The 24,898-nt window shown below is 59.9% G+C and carries 27 protein-coding genes; 1 reads left to right on the forward strand and 26 read right to left on the reverse strand.

The window, feature by feature from the left end:
- Positions 1-89: 89 nt before the first annotated feature.
- The 17 genes from DLM86_RS22755 to yqfC form a co-directional block, all read right to left on the reverse strand.
- Positions 90-1,205, reverse strand: a complete 1,116-nt coding sequence (locus DLM86_RS22755) for a Nif3-like dinuclear metal center hexameric protein (protein WP_110842374.1) — start codon at positions 1,203-1,205, stop codon at positions 90-92.
- A complete protein-coding gene (locus DLM86_RS22760; RefSeq protein ID WP_110842375.1) occupies positions 1,169-1,942 on the reverse strand; it encodes a tRNA (adenine(22)-N(1))-methyltransferase in 774 nt (257 codons plus the stop codon). The genes DLM86_RS22755 and DLM86_RS22760 overlap by 37 nt, the downstream gene beginning before the upstream one ends.
- A gap of 1 nt (position 1,943) precedes the next feature.
- Positions 1,944-2,768: a hypothetical protein gene (locus tag DLM86_RS22765; protein WP_110842376.1), complete on the reverse strand. Its 825-nt coding sequence runs from the start codon at positions 2,766-2,768 to the stop codon at positions 1,944-1,946.
- A 116-nt stretch (positions 2,769-2,884) separates the two neighbouring features.
- The gene (rpoD, locus tag DLM86_RS22770) at positions 2,885-4,000 is read right to left on the reverse strand and encodes an RNA polymerase sigma factor RpoD (RefSeq protein WP_110842377.1); all 1,116 of its coding nucleotides are present in this window, start codon (positions 3,998-4,000) and stop codon (positions 2,885-2,887) included.
- Positions 4,001-4,056: 56 nt separating this feature from the next.
- Entirely contained in the window at positions 4,057-5,898 is a 1,842-nt protein-coding gene (gene dnaG, locus DLM86_RS22775) for a DNA primase (RefSeq protein ID WP_110842378.1), read from the reverse strand.
- 39 nt (positions 5,899-5,937) lie between these two features.
- Positions 5,938-6,399: a YaiI/YqxD family protein gene (locus DLM86_RS22780; RefSeq protein ID WP_110842576.1), complete on the reverse strand. Its 462-nt coding sequence runs from the start codon at positions 6,397-6,399 to the stop codon at positions 5,938-5,940.
- A 97-nt stretch (positions 6,400-6,496) separates the two neighbouring features.
- Positions 6,497-7,315: a pyruvate, water dikinase regulatory protein gene (locus DLM86_RS22785; RefSeq protein WP_110842379.1), complete on the reverse strand. Its 819-nt coding sequence runs from the start codon at positions 7,313-7,315 to the stop codon at positions 6,497-6,499.
- Between the two features lie 120 nt (positions 7,316-7,435).
- Positions 7,436-8,185, reverse strand: a complete 750-nt coding sequence (recO, locus tag DLM86_RS22790; protein ID WP_110842577.1) for a DNA repair protein RecO — start codon at positions 8,183-8,185, stop codon at positions 7,436-7,438.
- A gap of 46 nt (positions 8,186-8,231) precedes the next feature.
- The gene (locus tag DLM86_RS22795; RefSeq protein ID WP_110842380.1) at positions 8,232-8,375 is read right to left on the reverse strand and encodes a YqzL family protein; all 144 of its coding nucleotides are present in this window, start codon (positions 8,373-8,375) and stop codon (positions 8,232-8,234) included.
- Positions 8,376-8,467: 92 nt separating this feature from the next.
- Positions 8,468-9,364, reverse strand: coding sequence for a GTPase Era (gene era, locus DLM86_RS22800; protein WP_110842381.1), 897 nt, complete (start codon positions 9,362-9,364; stop codon positions 8,468-8,470).
- Between the two features lie 123 nt (positions 9,365-9,487).
- Positions 9,488-9,913: a cytidine deaminase gene (cdd, locus tag DLM86_RS22805; protein ID WP_110842382.1), complete on the reverse strand. Its 426-nt coding sequence runs from the start codon at positions 9,911-9,913 to the stop codon at positions 9,488-9,490.
- A 25-nt stretch (positions 9,914-9,938) separates the two neighbouring features.
- Positions 9,939-10,631 carry a diacylglycerol kinase family protein gene (locus tag DLM86_RS22810; protein WP_110842383.1) on the reverse strand — a complete coding sequence of 231 codons (693 nt, stop codon included), beginning with the start codon at positions 10,629-10,631 and terminating at the stop codon, positions 9,939-9,941.
- A complete protein-coding gene (gene ybeY, locus DLM86_RS22815; protein WP_110842384.1) occupies positions 10,628-11,179 on the reverse strand; it encodes an rRNA maturation RNase YbeY in 552 nt (183 codons plus the stop codon). The genes DLM86_RS22810 and ybeY overlap by 4 nt, the downstream gene beginning before the upstream one ends.
- Positions 11,180-11,191: 12 nt before the next feature.
- A complete protein-coding gene (locus DLM86_RS22820) occupies positions 11,192-13,435 on the reverse strand; it encodes an HD family phosphohydrolase (RefSeq protein WP_110842385.1) in 2,244 nt (747 codons plus the stop codon).
- 41 nt (positions 13,436-13,476) lie between these two features.
- Positions 13,477-14,445, reverse strand: a complete 969-nt coding sequence (locus tag DLM86_RS22825) for a PhoH family protein (RefSeq protein ID WP_245954838.1) — start codon at positions 14,443-14,445, stop codon at positions 13,477-13,479.
- 62 nt (positions 14,446-14,507) lie between these two features.
- A complete protein-coding gene (gene yqfD, locus DLM86_RS22830; protein WP_110842387.1) occupies positions 14,508-15,698 on the reverse strand; it encodes a sporulation protein YqfD in 1,191 nt (396 codons plus the stop codon).
- 62 nt (positions 15,699-15,760) lie between these two features.
- The gene (gene yqfC / locus DLM86_RS22835; protein WP_110842388.1) at positions 15,761-16,039 is read right to left on the reverse strand and encodes a sporulation protein YqfC; all 279 of its coding nucleotides are present in this window, start codon (positions 16,037-16,039) and stop codon (positions 15,761-15,763) included.
- A 357-nt stretch (positions 16,040-16,396) separates the two neighbouring features.
- Between yqfC and DLM86_RS22840 the strand changes: the two genes are divergently transcribed.
- Positions 16,397-16,810 carry a DoxX family protein gene (locus DLM86_RS22840; protein ID WP_110842389.1) on the forward strand — a complete coding sequence of 138 codons (414 nt, stop codon included), beginning with the start codon at positions 16,397-16,399 and terminating at the stop codon, positions 16,808-16,810.
- Between the two features lie 83 nt (positions 16,811-16,893).
- Here DLM86_RS22840 and DLM86_RS22845 read toward each other — a convergent pair whose 3' ends face one another.
- The 9 genes from DLM86_RS22845 to pruA all read right to left on the reverse strand — a co-directional run bounded on the left by DLM86_RS22845 (position 16,894) and on the right by pruA (position 24,889).
- Positions 16,894-18,093, reverse strand: coding sequence for a PQQ-dependent sugar dehydrogenase (locus DLM86_RS22845; RefSeq protein WP_110842390.1), 1,200 nt, complete (start codon positions 18,091-18,093; stop codon positions 16,894-16,896).
- Between the two features lie 18 nt (positions 18,094-18,111).
- Positions 18,112-18,555: a hypothetical protein gene (locus DLM86_RS22850; protein ID WP_110842391.1), complete on the reverse strand. Its 444-nt coding sequence runs from the start codon at positions 18,553-18,555 to the stop codon at positions 18,112-18,114.
- 36 nt (positions 18,556-18,591) lie between these two features.
- Positions 18,592-19,584: a flotillin-like protein FloA gene (floA, locus tag DLM86_RS22855; RefSeq protein ID WP_110842392.1), complete on the reverse strand. Its 993-nt coding sequence runs from the start codon at positions 19,582-19,584 to the stop codon at positions 18,592-18,594.
- A 51-nt stretch (positions 19,585-19,635) separates the two neighbouring features.
- A complete protein-coding gene (locus DLM86_RS22860) occupies positions 19,636-21,036 on the reverse strand; it encodes an NfeD family protein (protein ID WP_110842393.1) in 1,401 nt (466 codons plus the stop codon).
- Positions 21,037-21,225: 189 nt separating this feature from the next.
- A complete protein-coding gene (locus DLM86_RS22865; protein ID WP_110842394.1) occupies positions 21,226-21,669 on the reverse strand; it encodes a GatB/YqeY domain-containing protein in 444 nt (147 codons plus the stop codon).
- 22 nt (positions 21,670-21,691) lie between these two features.
- Positions 21,692-21,865, reverse strand: a complete 174-nt coding sequence (gene rpsU, locus DLM86_RS22870) for a 30S ribosomal protein S21 (protein ID WP_010491812.1) — start codon at positions 21,863-21,865, stop codon at positions 21,692-21,694.
- 121 nt (positions 21,866-21,986) lie between these two features.
- Positions 21,987-22,334, reverse strand: a complete 348-nt coding sequence (locus tag DLM86_RS22875; RefSeq protein ID WP_110842395.1) for a histidine triad nucleotide-binding protein — start codon at positions 22,332-22,334, stop codon at positions 21,987-21,989.
- 30 nt (positions 22,335-22,364) lie between these two features.
- Positions 22,365-23,132, reverse strand: coding sequence for a hypothetical protein (locus tag DLM86_RS22880; protein WP_110842396.1), 768 nt, complete (start codon positions 23,130-23,132; stop codon positions 22,365-22,367).
- A 209-nt stretch (positions 23,133-23,341) separates the two neighbouring features.
- Positions 23,342-24,889 (reverse strand): L-glutamate gamma-semialdehyde dehydrogenase, encoded by a 1,548-nt coding sequence (pruA, locus tag DLM86_RS22885; RefSeq protein WP_110842397.1) that lies wholly within the window; start codon positions 24,887-24,889, stop codon positions 23,342-23,344.
- Between the last annotated feature and the right edge of the window lie 9 nt (positions 24,890-24,898).

The following is a 24,898-nucleotide window of genomic DNA, read 5'->3' on the forward strand; positions in this document are numbered from 1 at the left end:
TTTCCTAGTATACCGAACGGCGGCGCGCGCCGCAACCCTGTTTTGCTGTCAATGGAGGCGAATGCTGCTAATCGGACGTACCGGCCGCGTCACATCAGCCGGAACGTCTCGGTATCGACGGCCGAAGCGACGGCGCGCGTCGACGATTTCATCTCGTCGAGCCGGGCTTGCAGCCATTCGGCGACGTGCTTCTTCAATATTTTCTCCGCATTGTGGCCGGGGTCGACGATCGCCAGTCCCGCCGCCAAGGCGTCCTGCGCCGTATGGTAGTCGATATCGCCGGTGACGAGCACGTCCGCGCCCGCGAACATGGCGTGGCGAACGTACCGGCTTCCCGAGCCCCCCAGCACCGCGACCTTCTTCACCTCGCGCGCGGGATCGCCGACGACGCGGACGAACGGCACGTCGAACGCCTGCTTCACCTGCTCCGCGAACGCGTCGAGGCGCGCCGGGGAAGGCAGCCTCCCGACTCGTCCCAAGCCGAACGTCCGGCCGGTCAATTCCATCGGATACAAATCGTACGCCACTTCCTCGTACGGGTGCGCCTTCAGCATCGATTGAACGATGCGCTTCTCGGCGCTTTGCGGGACGACCGTCTCGATGCGCACTTCCCGGACGCGCTCCAGCTTGCCCGGCTTGCCGATGAACGGGTCGGTGCCCTCCGAAGGCAAAAACGTGCCCGTGCCCGGAATGTTGAAGCTGCAATGACTATAGTGGCCGATTCCTCCCGCTCCGGCGGCGAACATCGCTTCGCGCACCTGCTCCTCGTGCGTTTCGGGGACGAAGACGACGAGCTTCTTCAGCTTGTCCGTATGGACGTCCTCGAGATGGCCGACGACGTCGAGGCCGAGCGCCCGCGCCATCATGTCGTTGACGCCGCCGTCCGCCACGTCCAAATTCGTATGCGCGATGTAAACGGCGATATCGTGCTTGATCAGCTTCTCGTACAGCCGGCCGGCCGGCGTGTCCGTCTGGAGATGCGCAAGCGGCCGGTAAATGATCGCATGATGCGCCACGATCAGCTCGGCCTTCAGCCGGATCGCCTCCTCGACCACCTCGTCGGTGACGTCGAGGGCGACGAGCACCGTCGTGATGTCTTTGCGCAGCGAGCCGAGCTGGAGCCCGATTTTATCGTCGGGCACCGCATAATGTTTCGGCGCCAGCTTCTCTACGAGCTGGACGACGGTTTGGCCTTTTGCAAACATCGCATAACCTCCTTGATCCGGTCGCGTTCGGCTTCGAATTCCTTCCGCCGCTGCGCCGCCGCTTCCGTACCGCCCCGAGCCATCCCTTCGGCAATCCGGTCCAGCTTGTCGGCTTCGGACGCCCATTTGCGGAAAAACACGTCGTTCGGCCGAAGGGTCAAATAAGGGCCGAAACGGACCAGTTCGTCCGACTCCAGCATGCCGCATCCTTCCAGCGGACGCGGACGGTACAGCTCGGCGTTGGCGTGTAACGGCTCGGGATGACGAACCGCCGAAAGCACCTCGTAATATTTGCCGTCCTCTTCCACAATCGTCTCGTCCTCGAGTACCCAATCGTGAGCGGTCAGCCAGCGCCGGACTTGGTCCTCGGCCACGTTCGGCTGCAGGACGAGCTTGCGAACGCCGGCCAGCTTCGCCGACCCTTCCTCCAAAATCGTCGCGATCAACGATCCGCCCATGCCGGCGATCGTGACGACGTCCGCTTCCCCGGGCCCGATGACGGCAAGCCCGTCTCCTTGGCGGACGCTTACGACGGAGCCGAGTCCCGCCAGCTTCACTTGCTTATCCGCGGCCGCGAGCGGTCCCGCGTTAATTTCACCCGCCACCGCGAACGAAACGCGCCCCCGCTCGGCAAGGTACACCGGCAGCAGCGCGTGATCGGATCCGATATCCGCCAGCCTGGCCCCTTCGGGGACGTAGCCGGCTATCGTTTGCAACCGTTTCGACAATTTCACCATGTCATAAAACCCACTCGATCCATTTTTTTCGTAATGTAAACAGCACGACGCCGGCTACGATCAGCTTGCCCAAAAACAGCAGCTGCAGCAGCGAGCCGTCGGCCGCCCCGGCGTACAGCGAATACGCCTCCGGCATCCACCAAAGCGTAAAGCAGACGAGCAGCAGCACCGCTCCCGTCGATTTGCTCGCCCGATGAAGCAGCCAGCCGAGCCAGCCGAAGACGACGCAGACCGGCAGCCAGCTGAGCTGCGCGCCGATCCAATCAAGCTCCGTGCGGTCGCGAAGCACCCAGGCGTAGACGAGCATCAGACCGGCCCAGCCGCAATAATGGAACAGTCCCATTCGCGACGAGAGCCCGACGATAATCCAGACGAAGCTGCAAAATGCGACGTATGCCAGCAGAAGCGGCGGCTCGTCCATCCCGTATGCGCGTAGCAAATAAAACCCGGCGCCAAGCAGCGCAACCGATCCGAGGCCGACAAGACCGTAGCCGATCACCGGATTGTCCTTCCCTTTCCAGAGCCCGTACCCGTAGCAGCCGGCCACGATGGCGACCGCCGCGGCCATTTGCAATGGAAATCGAAAAGAGTTAAAATGAAGAACAATAAAGGCAACGAGAGCCATCAGGCCGAATCCGAAAAACCAAATTTTCCAATTGCTGTTTTTGATGGAATTTTTCGAAACGCCCAGCTTGTGCGAGTCGCGCTCCCCCGGGTTGTCGTCATACAGATTCAGCAAAAAATCGCAATAATGCTCGGGCAGCAGCCGGCTACGCCGCCAATGCTCGATTTCGCGAACGATGATTTTTCGTTTGTCCTGTTCCATTTCGGGTCAAGCGCCCTCCCACGATCTCAAGCATCCCCGCCGGGGTGAAGCAACAAAGACCTCGCTGTAGCTGTTCGTTACAGAAAGGTCTCCGGAGTACGTCCTGTCGCAATCGTTTATTCCAAAAAGTCTTTCAACCGCTTGCTCCGGCTCGGATGCCGCAGCTTGCGCAGCGCCTTCGCTTCGATTTGGCGAATGCGCTCGCGGGTGACGCCGAACACTTTGCCGACTTCCTCGAGCGTTCGCGTCCGGCCGTCGTCGAGGCCGAACCGAAGACGAAGCACGTTCTCCTCCCGCTCGGTCAACGTATCGAGCACGTCCTCCAGCTGTTCCTTCAGCAGCTCGTAGGCGGCGGCATCCGCCGGCGCGAGCGCTTCCTGATCTTCGATGAAATCGCCGAGGTGCGAGTCGTCCTCTTCCCCGATCGGCGTTTCGAGCGAAACCGGCTCCTGCGCGATTTTCATAATCTCCCGCACCTTCTCGGTGCTCAGATCCATTTCCTTCGCGATTTCCTCCGGCGTCGGCTCGCGGCCGAGCTCCTGCAGCAGCTGACGCGATACGCGGATCAGCTTGTTGATCGTCTCCACCATATGGACCGGAATCCGGATCGTGCGCGCCTGGTCGGCGATCGCCCGGGTAATGGCCTGCCGAATCCACCACGTCGCGTATGTGCTGAACTTGAACCCTTTCATATGGTCGAACTTCTCGACCGCCTTGATCAGGCCCATGTTCCCTTCCTGGATCAGATCGAGGAACAGCATCCCCCGTCCGACATACCGCTTGGCGATGCTGACGACGAGACGCAAGTTCGCTTCCGCCAGCCGGCGCTTCGCTTCCTCGTCCCCTTTGCCGATCCGCTTCGCCAAATCGATCTCGTCGTCGGCCGAGAGCAGCGGTACGCGTCCGATTTCTTTCAAATACATACGAACCGGGTCGTTGATCTTAATGCCGGGAGGCAGCGACAAATCGTCGTCCAGATGAAAATCGTCGTGCTCGTCTTCCTGGCCGATCACCATGTCGTCTTCCGCCTCGTTGCCTACATCGATGCCAAGTTCGGACAGGTGCTCGAAAAATTCATCCATTTGCTCGGGATCCTGATCGAACGGAGCCAGTTTCTCCATAATATCTTTGTAAGTCAAAGAAGACCGCTTTTTCCCCAATTCGATCAGCTGTTCTTTGACCTGCTCGAGCGTCAGTTCCGTTTCCAGTTCGGTATGTTGATCGTTCGCCATATCCAAGCTCCCTCCTCCCTAAAATGATCAACGCTCCAACCGGTCGCCGTGAAAGGTTACATCGCTTTCAGTTGATTCTTTAGGGCTATTATCTCTATTGCGATCCGCGCCGCGCCGATGACATCCCCCGATTTCTCGACACGTACGCGCTCTTGTTCCATGCGCTCAATCGCTTGCTGCTGCCGATGCTTGCGAATTTCTCTTATATAGTCCTCGATCACTTGCTCGTTGATCCCCTGGTCGGACTCCGTCATCAGAATCGAGCTGGCGAGCCGCTCCAGCTTATCGTCCTGAAGCGCCGTCAAGTACCGGCTGGCGTCCGGCTCGAATCCTTGCGCGTAGTAGGCATATAAATAAGCAGCCATCGCTGCATGAGCTTCGTCGTTGAAGGCGTCTCCGAGCCGCTCCTGAACTTGCGCCGCCACATCCCGGTCGTGCATCATCACGTACAGCAGATGCCGTTCGGCTTTGTCGTACGCAGGCTTCAGCTTCGGCAACGGGACGGAATCGGTCCCGTCATTCATAACAGTATTCCACGAAAAATCGTTATTATCCCCGCTTCGGCGCTTTTTTTGCTGCTCCTCACGGATCTCGTTCGTCTCCTGCTTCATCGTTTCGAACGACGAAATCGAGCTGAATTCGTTCGCCAGTTCCTTCAAATGATGCTCGCGGACGGTCGGGGATTCGATATGGGCGATCACTTCGCGGATGGCGGTCCGGACGTACCGAAGCTTCGCTTCGTTATCCTGCATGTTGAAGTTGCGCCGCAGGTGAATCAGCTTGAACTTGTCGGTCGGCACCGCGGCCTCGATGATGTCCCGGCGAAATTTCTCCGCTCCGAACGATTCGATATACTCGTCGGGATCGAGACGATTCGGCAGCAGCGCCACTTTGATGTCGAGACCGGCCTTGGCCAGTATGTCGAGATTTTTGTAGGCGGCTGCCTGCCCCGCTTCGTCGCCGTCGTAGCAGATGACGACCTGCTCCGCCGAACGCCTCATCATGAGGGCGTGGTCTTCGGTCAGCGCGGTTCCCATCGTCGCGACGCCGTTATGAACGCCGGCCGACCAAGCTTTGATGACGTCGGCGTACCCTTCGAACAGGACGATGCGCGACGTTCGCTTGATCTCCGCGCGGGCCGCGTGGAAATTGTACAGCACCCGGCTTTTGCGGAACAGCGACGTCTCCGGACTGTTCAAATATTTGGGCTGCTCGTTGCCCATCGTCCGTCCCGCAAAGGCGATGACGTTGCCCCGGGCGTCCCTTATCGGAAACATGACGCGATTCCGGAACTTGTCGACGTAGCCGCCGCCGGACGATTTGGCCGCAATCAGCGCCCCTTTCTCCATAAGGGGCAGCGAAAACTGCCGCTGCTCGAGATATTGCGCCAATACGTCCCATCGCGGCGGCGCATAGCCGATCTGGAACGTCTCGATCAGCGAATCGGTAAATCCTCTCGACCGCAAGTAGTCGAGCGCGGCTTTCCCTTCGGCCGAGTTGTTCAAAATATAATGGTACAGCTTCGCGGCGAATTCGTGCCCTTTGACGATTTGGTCCCGTTCCTGCTGCCGTTCGGCTTGCTCCGGCGTCTGCTGCTCCCAGCCGAAGTCGATGTTCGCCTCCTCGGCCAAGTGGCGCACCGCTTCGCCGAACGTATAGCCCTCGATCTCCTGGATGAAGCGGATGACGTGGCCTCCGATACCGCATCCGAAGCATTTGAAAATTTGCTTCTCCGGATTGACGTTGAACGAAGGCGACTTTTCCGAATGGAACGGGCACAGCCCTTTCAAGTTCCGTCCGTGCTTCGTCAAATGCACGTACTTGCCGATTACGTCGACGATGTCGTGGTGCTTTAGGACTGCCTCGATGATGTCTTCGGGAATGCGTCCGCTACTCATCCTAATCACCTTCTTGCAAAGTACACGTATACGTATTCGCTAAAATGCCCCATTTTCCTGCAACCGAGACAAAACTTTTGTCAAAGTTTGTAGAAACGATTGCCGGTCCTCGTCGGTGAACGGACGAGGGCCTTTGCCGTACTTTCCCGACCTTCTCTGCTTGGCCCGCTCGTGTCGGGTTTCCAGCAAAAAATCGATCGTTCGGTCGGAGTAAATCTGCCCCCGGTTGGACAAAACGATCGCCTTCTTCGCCAGCCCGATCGTCGCCAAGCCGAAATCTTGCGTCACGAGGACGTCGCCGGCGGAAACGCGGTTCGCGATGTACAGATCGACCGCCTGATCGGACCGGTCCACTTGAACGACGGAAACCCCTTCCCCCGGCTCGAGCCGATGGTCGTAAGACGCGACCATGACGACCGGGACCCCGAATCGGGCCGCGGCTTCCGTAATTTCGGCCTTGACCGGACAGGCGTCCGCGTCTACGATAATGCGAGCCCCGATAATTACCACCAATTTCCTTTCGTTCTCTTCCGTAATATTATATACGATGAAGAAATAAAAAATCCTGCTTCGCTTTTCAATTTGCGTTTCAAGCCGATTACCGGCGCAGCATGCCCAAAATGATGCCGGCCGTCTCCTCGACCGCCTTGTTCGAAACGTCGATCACCTTGCAGCCGACCTTCGCCATAATGTCGCGGGCGTAGGCCAGCTCCTTGTTGATCCGCTCCACCTGGGCGTACAGGGCCGTGTCCGACAGCCCCAAGCTTTTGAGCCGTTCGCGGCGAATCATGTTCAGCTTGTCCGGGTCGATGACGAGCCCGATCACCTTGTCCGGCGATACGGTGAACAGCTGCTCCGGCGGCTGCAGCTCCGGCACGAGCGGAACGTTCGCCACCTTGAACTTGCGGTGGGCCAAATACATCGAAAGCGGCGTCTTCGACGTGCGGCTTACGCCGACGAGGACGATGTCGGCGAGCAGGACGCCGGTCGCGTCCCGGCCGTCGTCGTATTTCACCGCGAATTCGACGGCCTCCACCTTTTTGAAATAATCTTCGTCCAGCTGATGAATCAGTCCGGGCTGATGAAGCGATTCCCGATTGAACGCCTTCTCCAGCGTCGTAATGATCGGTCCGAGCAAGTCGATCGAGACGAGCTTCCGCTTGCGCGTCTGGGCGATCAAATAATCGCGCAGCTCGGGCACGACGAGCGTGAAGACGACGATCGCCTGCTCCTTGGCGGCATCCGCCACGACGCGGTCGAGACCGGCCCTGTCGACGACATAAGGCGCCCGGCGAATGTCGACCGGATTCGGGTGGAACTGGATGGCGGCCGCCTTCAGCACCGATTCGGCCGTCTCGCCCGCGGAATCGGACACGACGTAAACGATCGGCTTCGGATTCGGATGAGTTCGGTTCATGGCATCACCGTTTCGCAAAAAAATCCCGCCTGCCGAAGACAAACGGGTTGAAATAAAAACGTTTTCGAAAAATTGTATCAAATCGTACGAAAAAAAGCAAATTCGGCGTAACCGGTAACGCTATAGTCCGTACTTCTCCATCTGGTCGAGAAAATGCCGCGCCTTCCATTTCACGTCGAGGTGCGCGTCCAGCAGTTGGCGGATGCACTGCTTCAGCTGGCTTTTCGTCGACTCCTTCACTTCGGTGCGGCCGAGCCGGCGCACGTCCATGCCGAGAAACAGCCGGAGCAGCTTGAGCGTTCCTTCCGGCAAAGGAATCGCCGACACGTCGGCGCTCCGGCAGCGCCCGCACACCGTGCCGCCCATCGATACGCTGAGCCACATCGGCCCGTCCTTCGCCCCGCATGAAACGCATTCGTCGAGCACGGGCCGGTAGCCCGCGATGGCTAGCATTTTCATTTCGTAGATATGTAAGACGATTTGCGGATCTTTCCCTTCGTCCATCGCGTCGAGCGAGCCCTTCAGCTGCTCGAACAGCGAGGCGTTCGGCTCGTTGTCCCCGACCGTCTTTTCGGTCAGCTCCATCAGATACGACGCGTATGCCGCCTTGTTCAAATCTTCCCGAAGCCGATGATACGCGTTCCATATTTCTCCGGCGTTGAGCGAGCCCATCTGCTGCCCCGTGCGGAACAGGACGAACTCGCCGTGCGTAAAGGGCTGGGCGATGGCCGTATGGCGGCTTTTCAGCTTTTTGGCGCCGCGCGCCATCACCCCGATTTTGCCCGCTTCCTTCGAGAACAAGGTCAATATTTTGTTGCCTTCCCCGTAGTCCATGCTGCGGATTACGATGGCCTCGACCCTTACCAGCACAACCATTCCCTCTTCCCCGCGAGAGATCGCCGTCACGCTTGTATGATCAGCTCAATAATTCCAAGTCGTCCGGAATGATGTCTTCCTCTTCCTCCGGCTCCACTTTCGATTGATGGTCGATTTCCTTATAAAGCAGATACGATTCCACATCTCCAGTCATCGTAAAATACTTCCACGAAAAGTCGCGCATTGCGTATCATCCTTTCAATGAGGAAATATTCTGCTATATACCCCATAGGATGATCGTTACGCGTCGGGAGTATCCATGTAAAAACTGGCGGGTCAGTCGAGCCGGAAGCCGAGATCCTTGAGCACGTGCTCGCGGTTGCGCCAATCCTTCTTCACCTTGACCCACAGCTCGAGAAAAATTTTCGAGCCGAGCAGCGCCTCGATGTCGCGGCGCGCCTGCTGGCCGATTTCCTTCAGCATCGCTCCCTGCTTGCCGATGACGATCCCTTTCTGCGAATCGCGCTCGACGAAGATGATGGCGCCGATGCTGACGACCCCGTTGTCCTCCACCTTCATGCTTTCGATGGCGACCGCGATCGAGTGCGGAATTTCTTCGCGGGTCAGGTGCAATATTTTTTCGCGGATCAGCTCGGCGCAAATGAACTGCTCCGGGTAGTCCGTCACTTGATCGGCGGGATAATATTGCGGCCCTTCCGGCAAATAGTGGCCGATTTGCTTCAGCAAGGTCGACACGTTGTTGCCCTGCAGCGCGGAAATCGGGACGATTTCGGCGAAATCGTACAGGTCCTTATACGTCGCGATGATCGGCAGGAGCGCTTCCGGGTGCACTTGGTCGATTTTGTTCAGGACGAGCAGGACCGGCGTCTTCACGCCTTTCAGCTGCTCGATGATGAACCGGTCGCCGCCGCCGATCCCTTCCGCCACGTCGACGAGGAACAAAATCGCGTCCACCTCGTGAAACGTGTTTTCCGCCACCTTCATCATGAAGCTGCCGAGCTTCGATTTCGGCTTATGGATGCCGGGCGTGTCGAGGAAGACGATTTGCATCTCATCCGTCGTATAGACGCCTTGAATTTTGTTGCGGGTCGTCTGCGGCTTGTCGGACATGATGGCGATTTTTTGGCCGATGACCTGGTTGAGCAGCGTCGACTTGCCGACGTTCGGCCTGCCGATGATGGCGACGAAGCCGGATTTGTGATTGTCTTTCATAGGGTCCTCCCATCAGTTGATCGATCGTTATCCCCGCCCAGGAGGAACATTGTCGTTGTCGTCGTATTCGCCGCGCGATCGAGCGGTCGGTTTTAGAATGCCCAAACGCGCGCCGATGCGCCGCTAGGTGACTTTCCCCAAATCGCGCGGACCGAAAGCGCCCGGGAGCAGCGCGCCGACCGTCGTCTCGGCGATATCGCCCTTCACGTTCGCCATATAGACGGGCATGTCGGGCGGGCACAGCTCGATCATCACCTGCCGGCATACGCCGCAGGGAGAGATCGGGCCGGACGTGTCGCCGACGACGGCGATCGCCCGGAAGCTGCCCGGCTTGCGCCCGTCGGCTACGGCGCGGTGAAGCGCCGTTCGCTCCGCGCAATGGGTCGGGCCGTAGGCGGCGTTTTCCACGTTGCAGCCGTAATGGATCGCGCCTTGATCGTCCAGCAGCGCGGCGCCGACGCGGAAGCCGGAATACGGCACGTAAGCGCGCTCTCTCGCCTCGAGCGCATGGCGGATCAGCTCGCGTACGTCCGGCGTTTCGTTGCTCATCGTCGAAATGCCCCTTCCCTATCGTTTACACCAAATAAAAAGCCAACGCCGTCATCGCCGATCCGATGACCGCCCCGGCGGCAAGCGACGGCAAATGGCGGCTTTGCTTGTCGTACAAGACGAACAGGAGCAAAATCGACAAGCTGTAGCCGAGCAGTGCGATCAGCGTATTCGCCGTCAGCAGCGCGATCCACGTCGCGATGGCGAACGACACGGCCGCCAGCAAGCTTGGCCGCAGCGGCAGCCGTTTCTCCGAAAATCGCGTCTGCGCCACGATGACGGTCAACGCGACAAGCGCGATAAGCGTCCATATCAGTCCCGGCGTCAGCTCGCTTTCGGCCGTGCCGGCCTGCCGGATGAGCCGGTCGATCGGCTCGTAGAAGACGACCATGCCGACAATAGCGGCAAAAACCGCCGATACGAGAACGGCGGCCGCGGCTACGTCTTTGGCGATTTTCGCCAGCGGATGCCGGTCGGGCATCGCCAGGTCGACCGCTTTTTCGACGGCGGTATTGATCAGCTCGCAGACGATCACGAGCGTTACGGCAAGAAGCACGAACAAAATTTCCGTCTTCGGCAGCTTGAACACGATCGCCAAAACCAGCGAAAGAACCGCCACCGAAAAATGAAACTGCATGTTTTGCTGCGTTGCCAAGGCGTATTTCAACCCCTCGTACGCATACCGGAAGCTTCGGCGAAACTTTCGGACGTCTCTCACCGCGTCAGTCCCGCCTTCTGCAGAACCGCCTCCTGCTTCCCGAACATGATGCGCTCCGACTCCGCGTCGGCGTGATCGTAACCGATCAAGTGGAGGAAGCCGTGGACGAACAGGAAGCCGATCTCCCTTTCGACCGAATGCCCGTATTCCTCGGCTTGCGCGATCGCCCGCTCCGTCGAGATGACGATATCGCCGAGCGGTTCGACGAACGTATCGTCGTCGTCGTTCCCGTCATCCGCTTCGTCCGCTTCTCCGCCGATTCGCTCGTATTCGTCGTCGCCGTCATCGCCGCCGTATAAAATTCCCGGCTCGTCCTCCACGCTCTCCACCATCGAGAACGACAGAACGTCCGTCGGCTTATCCAGGTTCCGGTAGTCGCGATTAAGCGCGCGGATCGCTTCGTCGTCGACGAAGCTGAGCGCGACCTCCCCGCTTTCGACGCCTTCCGCTTCGGCCGCAAGCTTCAGCAGCTCGTTCAGCCTGGCGACCAGCGGCTCGCCGATCTCGAGGGCGTTTTGTTCGTCGTTCCATACCAATCTTACCGTCATCCGCGATTCTCCTTACGCTTGTTTGACTTCCTTGCTTTCCGTTTTGGCCGGCGCGTCGGCCGGATATTCGATGCGGGAATGAAAAATGCCGAGAAGCGTTTCGTTCAACGTTTTGGCGATCGTATCGAGCTCTTTCAGCGTCAAGTCGCATTCGTTGAATTGGCCGTCGTCGAGCCGGTCCTTAATAATTTTGCGCACCATCGTATCGATCTGCTCGATGGACGGATTGCGCAGCGAGCGGACCGCCGCTTCGACGCAGTCGGCGATGCCGACGATGGCCGCTTCCTTGGACTGCGCCTTCGGCCCCGGATACCGGTATTCCTCCTCGGGAATCGGCTCGGCGCCTTCCTCCTGCTGCTTCTTCGCCTTGAAATAAAAATATTTCAACAGCGTCGTGCCGTGATGCTGCTCCGCGATATCGCGAATCGGCTTCGGCATGTTGTATTCCTTCAACATTTCCGAGCCGTCCCGGGCGTGGGCGATAATGATCGATTTGCTCAAGCTCGGCTCGATATGATCGTGCGGATTTTCGATATTCGTCTGGTTTTCGATGAAATAACTCGGCCGCTTCGTCTTGCCGATGTCGTGGTAAAACGATCCGACCCGGCACAGCAGCCCGTTCGCGCCGACCGATTCGGCGGCGGCCTCCGACAAGTTGCCGACCATGACGCTATGATGGTACGTGCCGGGCGTCTCCGTCAGCAGCTTCCGCAGCAGCGGATGGTTCGGGTTGGACAGCTCGACGAGCTTGAGCGGCGACAAAATGCCGAACGATACTTCGAAAAACGGCATTAAGCCGATGACGAGCACCGCCGTCAGCAAGCCCGAGGCGACGGCGAAGCCGAACGACAGCATAATTTCGTTGCGCGTGTATACGTTATCCAGGAATATGAGCGACACGATCGTCACCGCGCCGAACAACGACACCATGACGCCTGCCTTCAAGATCGACGCCCGCTGGTTCGCCCGCTGGATCGCGAATACCGACGTAATGCAGACGACGAGCGCCACGAGGCCGTATCGGAAATCGAACAGCTCCTCGCCCTTTACGTTGTATATGACGCTCGACAGCAGCGCGAACAGGATCGAGGAAATGAACGCGATCGGCATTCCGATCAGAATGGCGATCAGCATCGCGCCCATCGCCACCGGCGCCAAATAGCCGATGTTCGCATATTCCAAGTTTTGCCCCAGCGCCACGATCTTCATTCCGGTCACGTTCAACACGTAGATCAGCACGAGCATGAGCAGCTGCACGTTGTTGTGGCGGATCGGCTGCTCGCTTTGGCGAACGTACATATACAAGGCGAGCACGAACAGCGCGCTCATCATGGCGAGGCCGAGCTGCGGCCAATAATTCACTTTTTCCTTGAGCAGGTCCATATCTTTCAGCCGGCCGTACGTCTCCTCGGTAACCCGCTCTCCCTTATGGACGAGCACGTCCCCTTTGTTGATATAGACCGGCTTCGTGTTTTCCCGCGCTTCCGCCCGTTCTTCCTCGGTCGCCTTCTGATTCGAAAACTTGTTCGGCGTAATGACGAAACGGGCGATCTCCTGTACCATCTCGCGCGACGTGTTCTTGGTCAGCGGCGACGTATTGACGAGCTCGGCGACGCGCGTGCGCGCCGTCTGGGCGTTCGTCAGCTGGTCGTTCATGAGGCGGACGACGACGTCCCGCGCGACGGGCTCCATCGCGTCGAGATCTTCCTTCGTCAGCCGCGGAAATTTGAAGTACACTTCCTCGGGAATCCGGTACTGCTGATCGCGCAGCGCCGTCTTCACCTCGTTCAGCAGCCCTTCGTTCCCCGGCTCCCCGACCTTGATCGACGCGTACAGCATTTCGGCGTGATCGTTGTACATCGTCGGGAACACGTTGCGGAATACGTTGACTTTATCGGTCGTGGACAGCTGGTCGTCCGCGTTGATTTGCCGCAGCTTCTCGAAAATCGCTTCGACCAGCGTTTCGTTTTTCATCGGCAAAATGGAATAGACGGGCTGCACCCGTCTTGCCGCTTCTTCCTTCGCTTTTTGCGTTTCGATCGCATTTTCGATCTGTTTCGTCGCGTAAATCGTCTTCTCGCTGACCGAGCCGATCTCGATATCGTACGTTTGCGGAATCAACCGGTTGGCGACCGCCATGTAAAACAACAGCCCCAACAAAACGAACAGCAGCAAACGGATGCCGGCGCTTGTTTTCCAGCCGTCCGTCCGATGCGCAGGCTTCCCTTCGATGGAAATCCGCTCGTTTCGAACCACTCTTCGTTCAGTCCTCTCTTTCCCACGGAACGATAAGCCGATCAACCGTTGGATTCTTTTTCTTGCTGGTAGGCGACGATAATCTTTTGGACGAGCGAATGGCGGACGACGTCCTGTTCGTCGAATCGGACGATGCCGATCTCCTCGATCGGCTTCAGGATGCGCTCCGCTTCCACGAGTCCGGAGCGGGTGCCGCGCGGCAGGTCGATCTGCGTCTTGTCGCCGGTGACGACCATCTTCGAGCCGAAGCCGAGCCGGGTCAAAAACATCTTCATCTGCTCGGGCGTCGTATTCTGCGCCTCATCGAGAATGATGAACGAATCGTCCAGCGTCCGACCGCGCATGTAGGCGAGCGGCGCGATCTCGATCAAGCCGCGCTCGAGCGATTTGGCCACCTGCTCCGGCCCGAGCACGTCGTTAAGTGCATCATACAACGGGCGCAAATAGGGGTCAACCTTTTCCTGCAGATCGCCCGGCAGGAAGCCGAGGCTTTCCCCCGCCTCGACCGCGGGCCGCGTCAGCACGATCCGTTTCACGTGTCCTTCCTTCAAGGCGACGACCGCCAGCACGACGGCCAAATACGTCTTCCCCGTTCCCGCCGGCCCGATGCCGAAGACGATGTCCTTCTTGCGGATCGTCGAGACGTAATGGCGCTGGCCGATCGTCTTGACGCGGATCGGCTTGCCGCGGTACGTCGACGCGATCTCGCCCTTGAACAAGTCGAGCAGCTGGTCGGCCTTCATCTCCTTCGCCAGCTCGATCGCGTACAGGACGTCCCGTTCCGTGAGCGGGTATTGATTGCGGATAAGCGTCAGCAGCACGTCGAACAGCTGCTCGAGCCAGCGCAGCTCCTCCGGGGAGCCTTGAACCGCGAGCTCCGCTTCCCGCGTATAAATGGTCGCGTTCGTTTCTTTTTCGATCAGGCGCAAAAACTTGTCTTGCGGTCCGAACAGCGCAAGCCCCTCCGCCACGCTGTTCAAGGTGATTTTCAACCGGTTCCCGTTGTCCAAAAAAGCCTCAGTCCCTTTTGTCGTCGTAGTCGCATGCATCAAGACCGCCCCGGCCGTCCGCCTTACGGAACGATCGGCAATTCGACGGCGATCGGTTGCTCGATTTCGAAAAGCACTTTCATATAAACTTTACCATTGTCCGACTTTTCATGCAAAATAATCTTTTCCCCGCGCCATACCGCGTCCGCTCCGGCCGCCGCCACGACTTCCGCCCGCGCCTGGTCGAGCGCGATCGTTTTCGCCGTTTCCGGATCGAGCGGGATTTCCTCCAGCCGCGATTCGAGCAGCGTCTCCTTGAGCCAGCCGACGGGCAGGCTCCAGCCGCGCCATTGGAGCGTCTTGCGCTCGGGAATCGTCTCGAATTGCGGAAACGCCGGGTCCCCGTAGCCGGACAGCTGCAGTCCGCGGTTGCCGATGACGAGGTACGACCGTTTCTTCGATTCCCCCGTATACACTTTCCGCTTGAGCACGAGCGGAATTTCGACCGTCGCTTCCTCCCAGACGATGCCGCGCACCGTACCTTGCGCCACGACGGTTTGCCGGTTCGCATCGTCGCCGATATAGCCGGATATGAGAATGTCGCCTTTGCTGACGTTCGTATTCGGGCGGACGAGCGGCTTGCCCTTCTCCGCCAATATTTGCGTGACGAGCGCGTCTTTCGCCGCGACGAGATGTCGCGGGCTCATGAGCGGCCGTTCGTCCGGGCGGGCCGACTCGACGATTTTGATATGGACGCGCGTCCCCTGCACGTCGACGCCGACCCACGACGTGCCGGGCAGCTTCAGCTGCAGCTCGCGGGAGAGCCTGTCCGGATCGGGGAGGCGGAACTTCCATTGGAACCGGTATATGCCGTATTCGCGAGCCGCCTGCACGATGTCGCTCCGGGCGATCTTGTCGTTCCCTTCGATATCGACGCGCCAGACGAGCATCGAGAGCACGTAGATGGCGGCGAAGAAACCGACGATGCCCGCGATGAACATTTTGCGTCGGCCCAGCTTGTCCAGTGCGAAAGGAAGCCCGTACCGCTCCCGGATGCGCATCCGGGCCCGGCTGCCCGTCCGCTTCGCGAGCGAGCGAAGCTTGAAAAAGTCGCGGACGAGCACGCACAGCTCCACCGCGTCTTGATCGGTGCGGCGAATGTCCCAGACGCCGAACCGTTCCGTCGTCAGCGCGTTCAACAGCTTTTCCATGTTTCGGCCGCGAAGCTCGAGGCGGACGTAGCCGCGCAGCCGGTTGAGCAACGTCGATTTCACGGAGGCTCCTCCTTTGGGTAAGCCCGTCCTTGAGAACGGGCGAAACGTTTTTGGGCTTAAAATCAATCCGAGTATCGGATATCCGATATGACTCCCTCGATAAACACTTCTTCCGGCAGGATGGCGCGAATGACGAGCTGCTTCCCGCGTATTTCCAGTTGTCCTTGGGTAAGGCCGAGCTTGAGCGTATCGCTGGAGAAATGGAGCACGCCGCGATGGTTCTCGATATACAGCTGTCGGTTGCCGATCATCGTGAAGCGGGGAAGATCCAACACGACGTCTTGGGGCAGGTCGAGCAGTTTGGCCGTTAATTTGCTGAAGCGCCGGTTCCATTGCAGCATGTTCCGCGGTCCTCCTTGCCGTATAACCGTAGCTTCTACCACCATATGCCGGAGCGGGCGAAAAAAGACCCCGACGGGCGCAGCGGCGTCTCCAGAACAGCCATACCGCGCTTTCCGACCCGACGTTCTGCGCTGCGATCGAAGCGGCTTCGGGACGGCTTTCTCCGACGGGGAGGACGGGGACTGCAGCTTTTCTCAAATATTCCTTGACAGGAATATTCCTAATGGGGTATATTAAAGGTGTGAAAAGGCACAACGCCGCGAAGAAAGGAGGAATCGGGGCGGAACGGCGGCGTCCGGCCGAAGGAAATCGGCAATGCAAAACTTTAACCATTCAAAATCAAGGAGGAATTTCCAATGAAAAAAACGAATGTTTCGTACTGGTGCTTTACCGGATTGTTGTCCATCCTGATGGGAGTCGGCTCGATCCCGGATATACTGGCCGTTCCCGACGCCGTCGCCTTGTTCGAACGGTTAGGGTATCCCGTCTACTTGCTCCCGTTTCTCGGCATCGCCAAATTGCTCGGAATCGCCGCGATTCTCGTCCCCGGCTTCGCCCGTGTGAAAGAGTGGGCTTACGCCGGACTCACCTTCGATCTTCTCGGCGCCATGTACTCCAGCATCGCCTCGGGCGACCCCGTGCTCGGCTCACTGCCGTTCCTCGTCGGCTTCGCCTTGATCGCCGGCTCCTACACCCTCTCGCATAAAAGAAGACGGGACCGCTCCGCGGCAACCGTCGAAGCGCAAGAGCCCCGGCTGCAGACGGCATGATAGGACAAATGAAAAAGGACGCTGCATCCTCTGCAGCGTCCTTTTTCATGTTCGTTCGTCGCCGCCTTGCGGGCGGAAACCGGTCATTCGGGTCGGAAGCGGAGAAGCTTGTCGTCTCCCGGCTTCGGCGTACCGCGGCCGTCGCGGTTGTTGGTGAATACGTACAGCGAGCCGTCCGGCCCTTCCACGACGTTGCGCAGGCGACCGAACCGTCCTTTCCACAGCGATTCCGTCCGCTCGACCTTCGGCTCGGAGCCGGGGTCCAGCGTAACCATGAGCACCTGCTCGCCGCGCAGCCCGGCCACGAGCAGACGCCCCTTCCACGGCCCTTGCGTGACGAACGTCATGCCGGACGGAGCCCACGAATCCGAGCCCGAATGGACGAGCGGCTTGCGCAGCGGCGTTCCCGACGGAACCGGCTGCTTCGGCTCGGTCTGATCGCCCTCGATGAGCGGCCAGCCGTAGTTGGCGCCCTTCTCGATGACGTTGATCTCGTCCTTGTACGTCTGGCCGTGCTCGGAGCTGAACAGCTTGCCGGCGCCGGGCTGCCAGGCGAGCCCTTGCGGGTTCCGGTGGCCCATGCTCCAGACGGGCGATTTCGGGTCCGGGTTGTCCGCCGGAACCGTCCCGTCGGGCATCAGCCGCAATATTTTGCCGGCCAGGCTCCCCGGCGCCTGCGACAGCTCGCGCTCCTCCGCGTCGCCGACCGTCACGTACAGCATGCCGTCCGGTCCGAACCGGATCCGGCCGCCGTCATGGTTGCGCTGTCCGGGCAAATCCGCCAGCAGCACGCGGTCCAGCCTCGCCTTGCTCCCTTCGACGACGAGCCGAAGCACGCGATTTTTCATCGCGCCGTTCATCTCGTACGAATGGTAGGCATACAGGTACCCGTTCTTCGCGAAGTCCGGGTCAAGCGCGAGCCCGAGCAGCCCCCCCTCCCCGCGGCTGACGAACGGCGGCTCGGTAAAAGCGAAAACCGGCTCCGCCTGCAGCTTGCCGTCGGACGCCAACAGCCGGATCGCACCCGGCCTCTCGGTGAAAAAGAGGCGGCCGTCCGGGGCGAACGCCATATCCCACGGCACGTTCAGCTTGTCGGCGACGATCTCGGGCTCCTTGTACGGGATCGCGCCATCCTGCCGCGCATCCGGCGAACCGGACGCGGGCGCGTTCGCGACGGGGGCCGGCGCCGGTGCCGCATCCCGCTTCCATTCCATGCACCCTGTCAAAGCGAGCAGCGCCGCTACCGCCGAGACGCCGCGCGCCTTCCATCCGAATCGGTCCATGACCGCCCTCCCTTTCCGTTACCGGATTTTCGTTCCGAACGGCCTCTTGGCGCGCGGCGGGCCGAGCACCTCCGCCCACATCATGCCTCGGACCGCTTCCTCCTCCGACAACGGCGCCGCTTCCGAAGCGCCTCCTTGAGCGGGCGAGTCCGCGCGAGCCGCGGAGACGGACGCCGCGCCGCCACCGCGGGGCTCCGGCCGCTCGTCGTTCTCCGAATCGGAGCGAGCCGCCGGTCCCGGCCGGAACGTTTCCTCCGCCGCGCCCTCTCCGCGCGACTCCTTGGGACCGTCATACCGGGGCGACCCGCCGAACGTCGGCATCATCGGATTCGGCTTGCCGGACGACGGCCCTCTCGCTCCCCCGCCGTTCGCGCGTCTCTTGGCGAGCGCCGTCAGCAAAAATCCGCCGACGACGACGATCATCCCCAAGTAGTCCTTTACGAACTCGAACAGCCGTTCCATTCGATAGCGCCCTCCCTTCCGGTTACCTGCTTAGGCTTACATCGAATCTTTGTCGGTTTTGTCGGGCTGGCCCATTTTGCCGAACGAAGACCGCATTTGCGTATCCGCATCGAGGTTGCGCATGTTCATGTAGTCCATAACGCCGAGCTTGCCTTCGCGCAGCGCCTCGGACATGGCGAGCGGCACCTGCGACTCGGACTCGACGACTCTCGCTCTCATCTCGACGACGCGCGCCTTCATCTCCTGCTCCTGCGCGACCGCCATCGCCCGGCGCTCCTCGGCTTTCGCCTGGGCGATCCGCTTGTCCGCCTCGGCCTGCTCCGTCTGCAGATGGGCGCCGATGTTTTTGCCGATATCGACATCGGCGATGTCGATCGACAAAATTTGGAACGCGGTGCCCGCATCGAGCCCTTTCCCGAGGACGGTACGGGATATCATGTCCGGGTTTTCCAGCACTTGCTTGTGGGTGTCGCTCGAGCCAACCGACGTGACGATCCCTTCGCCGATCCGGGCGATGACCGTCTCTTCGCCGGCTCCGCCGACGAGCCGGTCGATGTCGGCCCGCACCGTCACCCGCGCGCGCACCTTCACCTCGATGCCGTCCTTCGCCACGGCGGACACCATCGGCGTTTCGATCACCTTCGGATTGACGCTCATCTGGACGGCCTGCAGCACATCCCGGCCGGCCAGGTCGATCGCCGCCGCCCGCTCGAACGAAAGCGGAATTTGCGCCCGCTGCGCGGCGATCAGCGCATTGACGACGCGGTCGACGTTGCCCCCGGCCAAATAATGGCTCTCGAGCTGGTTCGTCGAAATCGGTAGCCCCGCCTTATGCGCCTTGATGAGCGGATTGACGATCCGGCTCGGGATGACACGGCGCAGCCGCATCGCGACGAGCGTGAAAATGCCGACACGCACGCCGGACGCGAGCGCCGATATCCACAGCATGACCGGCACGAAGCTGAAAAAAACGGACAGCACGATGATCGCGAGTGCCGCGATCAGCAGCACGAACACATAAGATTCCATTGTCGGTTATGTCTCCTCCTCGAAGCATGCCGGGAGTTCTCCCCCAGCGCTTCATACTGGTTTGACGACTACGCGGTTCCCTTCGATCTTGACCACTTGAACGGCTCGGCCCGGCTCGACGAATTCGCCATCGGTCTCGACGTCGACCCGTTCGCTCCAAAATTCCGCCGTGCCCGCCGGCCGGAGCGGCGTGACGGACGTGCCGAGCGCCCCGAACAAGTGCTCCTTCGAATCGTGCGACACGTAGCCGAGCTCGGACTTCAATTCGTCGCGCAAAATAAACTTGTTCCAAATGCCCCGCCGCTTGAACAGCCTGGCGACGATGTAGACGACGACGGCGGCCAGCACGGTCGAGATGCCGAGCGACAGCAGCGCATGCCCCGTGTCGAATGCGGCCATGACGACGCCGCCGATAATCGACACGATGCCGAGCACGCCCAATAGGCCGAAGCTCGGGACGAACATCTCCGCGACGAGCAGAACGACGCCCGCCACGAACAGCACGATATGCTCGATGCCGGCGAATCCGGCCACGTAATGGCCGAAAAAGTAAAGCGCGAAGCCGGTCAAGCCGAGTATGCCGGGCAAGCCGAAGCCGGGGACGAGCAGCTCGATGGCGACGCCGGCGATGCCGACGAGCAGCAGCACGGTCATGACGACCGGGTGAACGAGAAAGCGGGCCAGCTTCTCCGCGCCGCTCGGCTCGAATTCGACCACCGTCGCTCCTTTCATCCCGAGAAACGCGATCGCCTCGTCCAACGTGTCGGCGATCTTCTCGGCGTATCCGACTTTCACCGCCTCTTCCGCCGACAGCGAAACGATCTCGCCCTTGCCGGCCGTCCGGCCGATCGGCGGCATGTCGACGACGGCGTTTTTATCGACCATTCCTTCGGCGATGGCCGGGTTGCGTCCGCGCAGCTCGGCGGCGGCGCGCATTTCGCTCGCCCAATGCGATACGACTTTGGCGCTCTCCACCTCGTTGCCCGCTCCGTCCACGACCGCCGCCGCCCCGAGCGTGCTGCCGGGCGTCATGACGATCGTCTCCGCGTTCAGAGCGATGTAGCTGCCGGCCGATACCGCCCTGCCGTTCACGAAGGCGGCGGTCGGGATCGGGCTCGTGCGGATCAGCTCGCCGATCTGCTCGGCGGAATCGAGACGTCCGCCGAGCGTGTCGATGTCGAGCACGACGAGCGAAGCCGCGGATTCGATCGCCTCGGCGAAAGCGCGTTCGAGAAAGCGCTGCAAGCCGCTTTCGACCGTCTGCTTGACGGGGACGACGTAGACGAGTTTGCCGGACGAGGCCGGCAGCGACTCGGCCAGCGTAGACGACTTCCCCGAGGAAGCGGCTTGCACGCCGATGCCGAGCAGCACGCCTCCCGCCAGCACGACCGCGACGAGGGCGAGCGCGAGCAGCATCGGCCGCGGCGGGCGCCGCGATAACCGGTTCGACATGGCTCCTCCTTCCATGGCGGCTCGAAACCTGCTACCGCCATTATGCACATCCTTTTGGTTTGTTCTACGTACGCGAGAGCATAATGTTTCAGCGAATCGCCGGAACGGATGACGGATTAAACAAAAAAACACCCCGGATGGGAGTGTTGTTTTTGCTTTTGGTCGGTATAGGTCTAGCTCATCCGGCTATCAAGAAAGAAGCTGCTGCACGAGCTGATTTACCAGCTTGCCGTCGGCACGGCCTTTCACCTTCGGCATCAATGCGCTCATCAATTTGCCCATGTCCGCTTTGGAAGATGCACCGGTTTCTTGGATGGTCTGCTGCACGATAGCATGAATTTCTTCCTCGGTAAGTTGCTGCGGCATGTATACGGCAATGACTTCGATTTCTTTCTTGACGGTCTCGGCGAGATCGTCCCGGCCCGCTTTTTCGAATTCTTGGAGGGAGTCTTTGCGCTGCTTGATCTCGCGATTCAGAATATCCAGCACTTCGTTGTCGTCCAGCGTCTTCTTTTGATCTATCTCAACGTTTTTAATCGCCGATCGAATCATACGGATGACGGAGAGTTTGAACTTGTCCTGATTCTTCATCGCTTGCTTCATATCTTCGTTCAATCGTTCGCTTAAGCTCATGAAAACGAAATCCTCCTAGAACTTAAAACTTTCTTTTGCGCGCGGCCTCCGACTTCTTCTTGCGCTTCACGCTAGGCTTCTCATAGTGTTTGCGCTTTTTGACCTCCGCCAAGACGCCGTCTTTCGCAATGGAACGCTTGAAGCGACGAAGTGCAGCATCGATGGTTTCATTTTTGCGAACACGAGTTTCGGACACTAGTTTTCCCTCCCTCCGAACAGACCGTCCAAGACGAAAACACGGTTTATCAAACTACATTATATGTTAAACCGAAAGGGGGTGTCAACCTGCCCGGATGTACCCAGATGTTGGCCCCGTTTTACGCCTTGACGTTCAAGCCTCCGAGCTTCTCTCCGCCCAGGATGTGCACGTGGATATGGTACACGACCTGGCCTCCGTTCGGCCCGACGTTGTTGACGAGACGATAGCCGCTTTCGGCGATGCCGAGCTCGGCCGCCACCTTCTTCGCGGTGAGCAGCAGCTCCCCGAGCAGCTCGGCGTCTTCGTCCTGCGCCTCGTTCATCGAGGCGATATGCTTCTTCGGTATGACGAGCACGTGGGTCGGCGCCGCCGGCTGAATGTCGCGGAAGGCGAGAACGCGGTCGTTTTCGAAAACTTTTTGGGACGGGATGTCCCCGTTGACGATTTTGCAAAAAATGCAGTCCATGGCGGCGCTCCTTTTCGTTCGACTCGATTATTAGAACAAGCGGATGATGACCTGCGACAAAAACTCCATCTCCAGACGCTCGGTCATGAAATCGACGATCAGCTTTTGCTGGCGCTGCGTCGTCGCTTCGTCCTCTGGATTTTGCTGCAGCTTCTGCTCCGACTCGATCAGCTGGTCGCGCAGCCAGACGAGCTCCTCCTGCTGCTCCTGCACCGTTTTGACGAGCTTTTCCAAATCCTCCGTCTCGAGGACGAGCTCGGTCATGTAGTTGTAGCAGCCTCCGAACAAGTTCTCGTCCTTGTAGAACGCTTCGTCCGGATATTGCGTACGCACGTACTGCTGCAGCGCCAATCCGATGAAATGCGCGGTCACGTCGGGCTTGCAGTTCATTTTCAAGTAGCGAAGGAAGCCTTGCGGCGAATTGCCGTCCGGGTTGCTCAAGTCCGGCTCGTGCCCGTACGACTCTTTGTAGATCCACGTCAAAATTTTGAGCTCCGACCCGGTATAGATCCGGTGAACGAGCAGCTCGTGCAGGTCGTCGCGCAGCCCCTCGATGCTTTCGATCGAATCGCAGTAATGGACGAGCTGGTTGAACAGCAGGTTTTTATAGTTAAGCAAATCCTGAAAATCTTTCTCGTGTTCGACGCGCGAAAGCAAATTGAACAAGCTCTGCTTCAGGATGGCGACGTTCGAGCTTTCGGCGAAAATCGGATTGTTCACCATATGCTCGTCGTTCGCCATAAAATAATCGACGACGTCGTTCACGTCCTGGACGCCGGTATACGTTATGTTAGCCATGAAAAACGGAGACTCCCTCCCGGTGGATTGGACAACCAATTCCAATGATAACAGAAATCGGTCGCCCGTGCAGCAAATGTTCCGGCGATTCGCCCTTTGGCGATCCTTCCCGTAGTGTACCCCGCCGCGTCCGTTCCGTTGCAACCGCACGAAATCCCCGGCCGCGAGCCCGCGTGCCGGGGAAACGATTCGATGACCGACGATCGGCTTTACAGTTTTTCGGAAACGACCTTCGCCTGCAGGAACAGCTGCAAATAGTCGCGTCCTCCGGCTTTCGAATCGGTGCCGGACATGTTGAACCCGCCGAACGGGTGGACGCCGACGAGCGCCCCGGTGCATTTCCGGTTGAAATACAGGTTGCCGCAATGCATATGGCGCCGAGCGTACTCGAGCTGGCTCCGGTCCGACGAGAAGACGGCGCCGGTCAAGCCGTACTCGGTATTGTTGAAAATGTCCACCGCCTGCTTGAACGACTCGGCCCTGCACACCGCGAGCACGGGTCCGAATATTTCCTCCTGCATGATGCGGGCGCCGCTTGCGACTTCGGCGAACACGGTCGGCTCGATGTAGTACCCTTCCCCCGCCGCTTTGCCGCCTCCGGCGACGAGCCGTCCTTCCGTTTTTCCGATTTCGATATAGTCCAATATTTTCTCGTACGCCCGCTCGTCGATAACCGGACCGATCGCGGCGTTCGTCTCCGGAAGCCCGACGGCAAGCGCCTTCGTCTTCTCGACGATGCGCCGAAGCACGTCGTCGTACACGTCCTGATGCACGATGGCTCGCGAGCCGGCGGAGCATTTCTGCCCTTGGAAGCCGAAGGCCGACTGGACGATCGCCGTCGCCGCTTCTTCCGGGTCGGCGGAGGCGTCGACGACGATGCCGTCCTTGCCGCCCATCTCGGCGACGAGACGTTTGATCCACAGCTGGCCCGGATGCGTCTTGCCTAGCCGCTCGTGGATGCGCAGTCCGACGTCGCGCGAGCCGGTAAACGAGACGAACCGGGTGTGCGGATGGTCGACAAGATAGTCGCCGATTTCCGCCCCCGAGCCGGGAACGAAATTGAGGACGCCGGCGGGAAGCCCGACCTCGCGCATCAGCTCGACGAACTTGGCGGCGATAACGGGGGACGTCGAGGCCGGCTTGAGCAGCACCGTATTGCCGGTCGCGATCGCGGCCGACGTCATCCCGGCCATGATGGCGAGCGGGAAGTTCCACGGCGAGATGACGATGCCGACGCCGAGCGGAATGTACGTCAGCCGGTTGTCCTCGCCCGGCAGCGGGACGAGCGGCTGGTCCTGCCCGAGCCGGATCGCCTCCCGGCCGTAAAATTCCAGGAAGTCGATCGCTTCGGCCACGTCGGCGTCGGCTTCCGCCCAGTTTTTGCCGACTTCGTAAACGAGCCAGGCCGCGTATTCGAATTTGCGCCGGCGCATGATCGCCGCCGCCTTGAACAAGTAGCCCGCGCGGACGGACGGCTCGACGAACCGCCACGTTTCGAACGCGTAGCGGGCCGCGCGCATCGCGTTCTCGGCGAGCGTCTTGTCGGCCTGGGAGACGACGCCGACCACTTGGCTCGTTTGCCCCGGGTTTTTCGAGTCGGACGTCCGTTCGGTAAAGACCGCTTCGCCGTCGATGTAGAGCGGGTATGCGCGTCCGAGCCCGGCTTTGACCGATTGCAGCGCGCTCTCCATCGCCCGGGCGTTGGCCGGTACGGTAAAGTCGGTAAACGGTTCGTTGCGGAATTCGATCATGCTCATGCGGAAAAC

This window comes from Paenibacillus flagellatus (assembly GCF_003217775.1).
Classification (GTDB): domain Bacteria; phylum Bacillota; class Bacilli; order Paenibacillales; family NBRC-103111; genus Paenibacillus_AB; species Paenibacillus_AB flagellatus.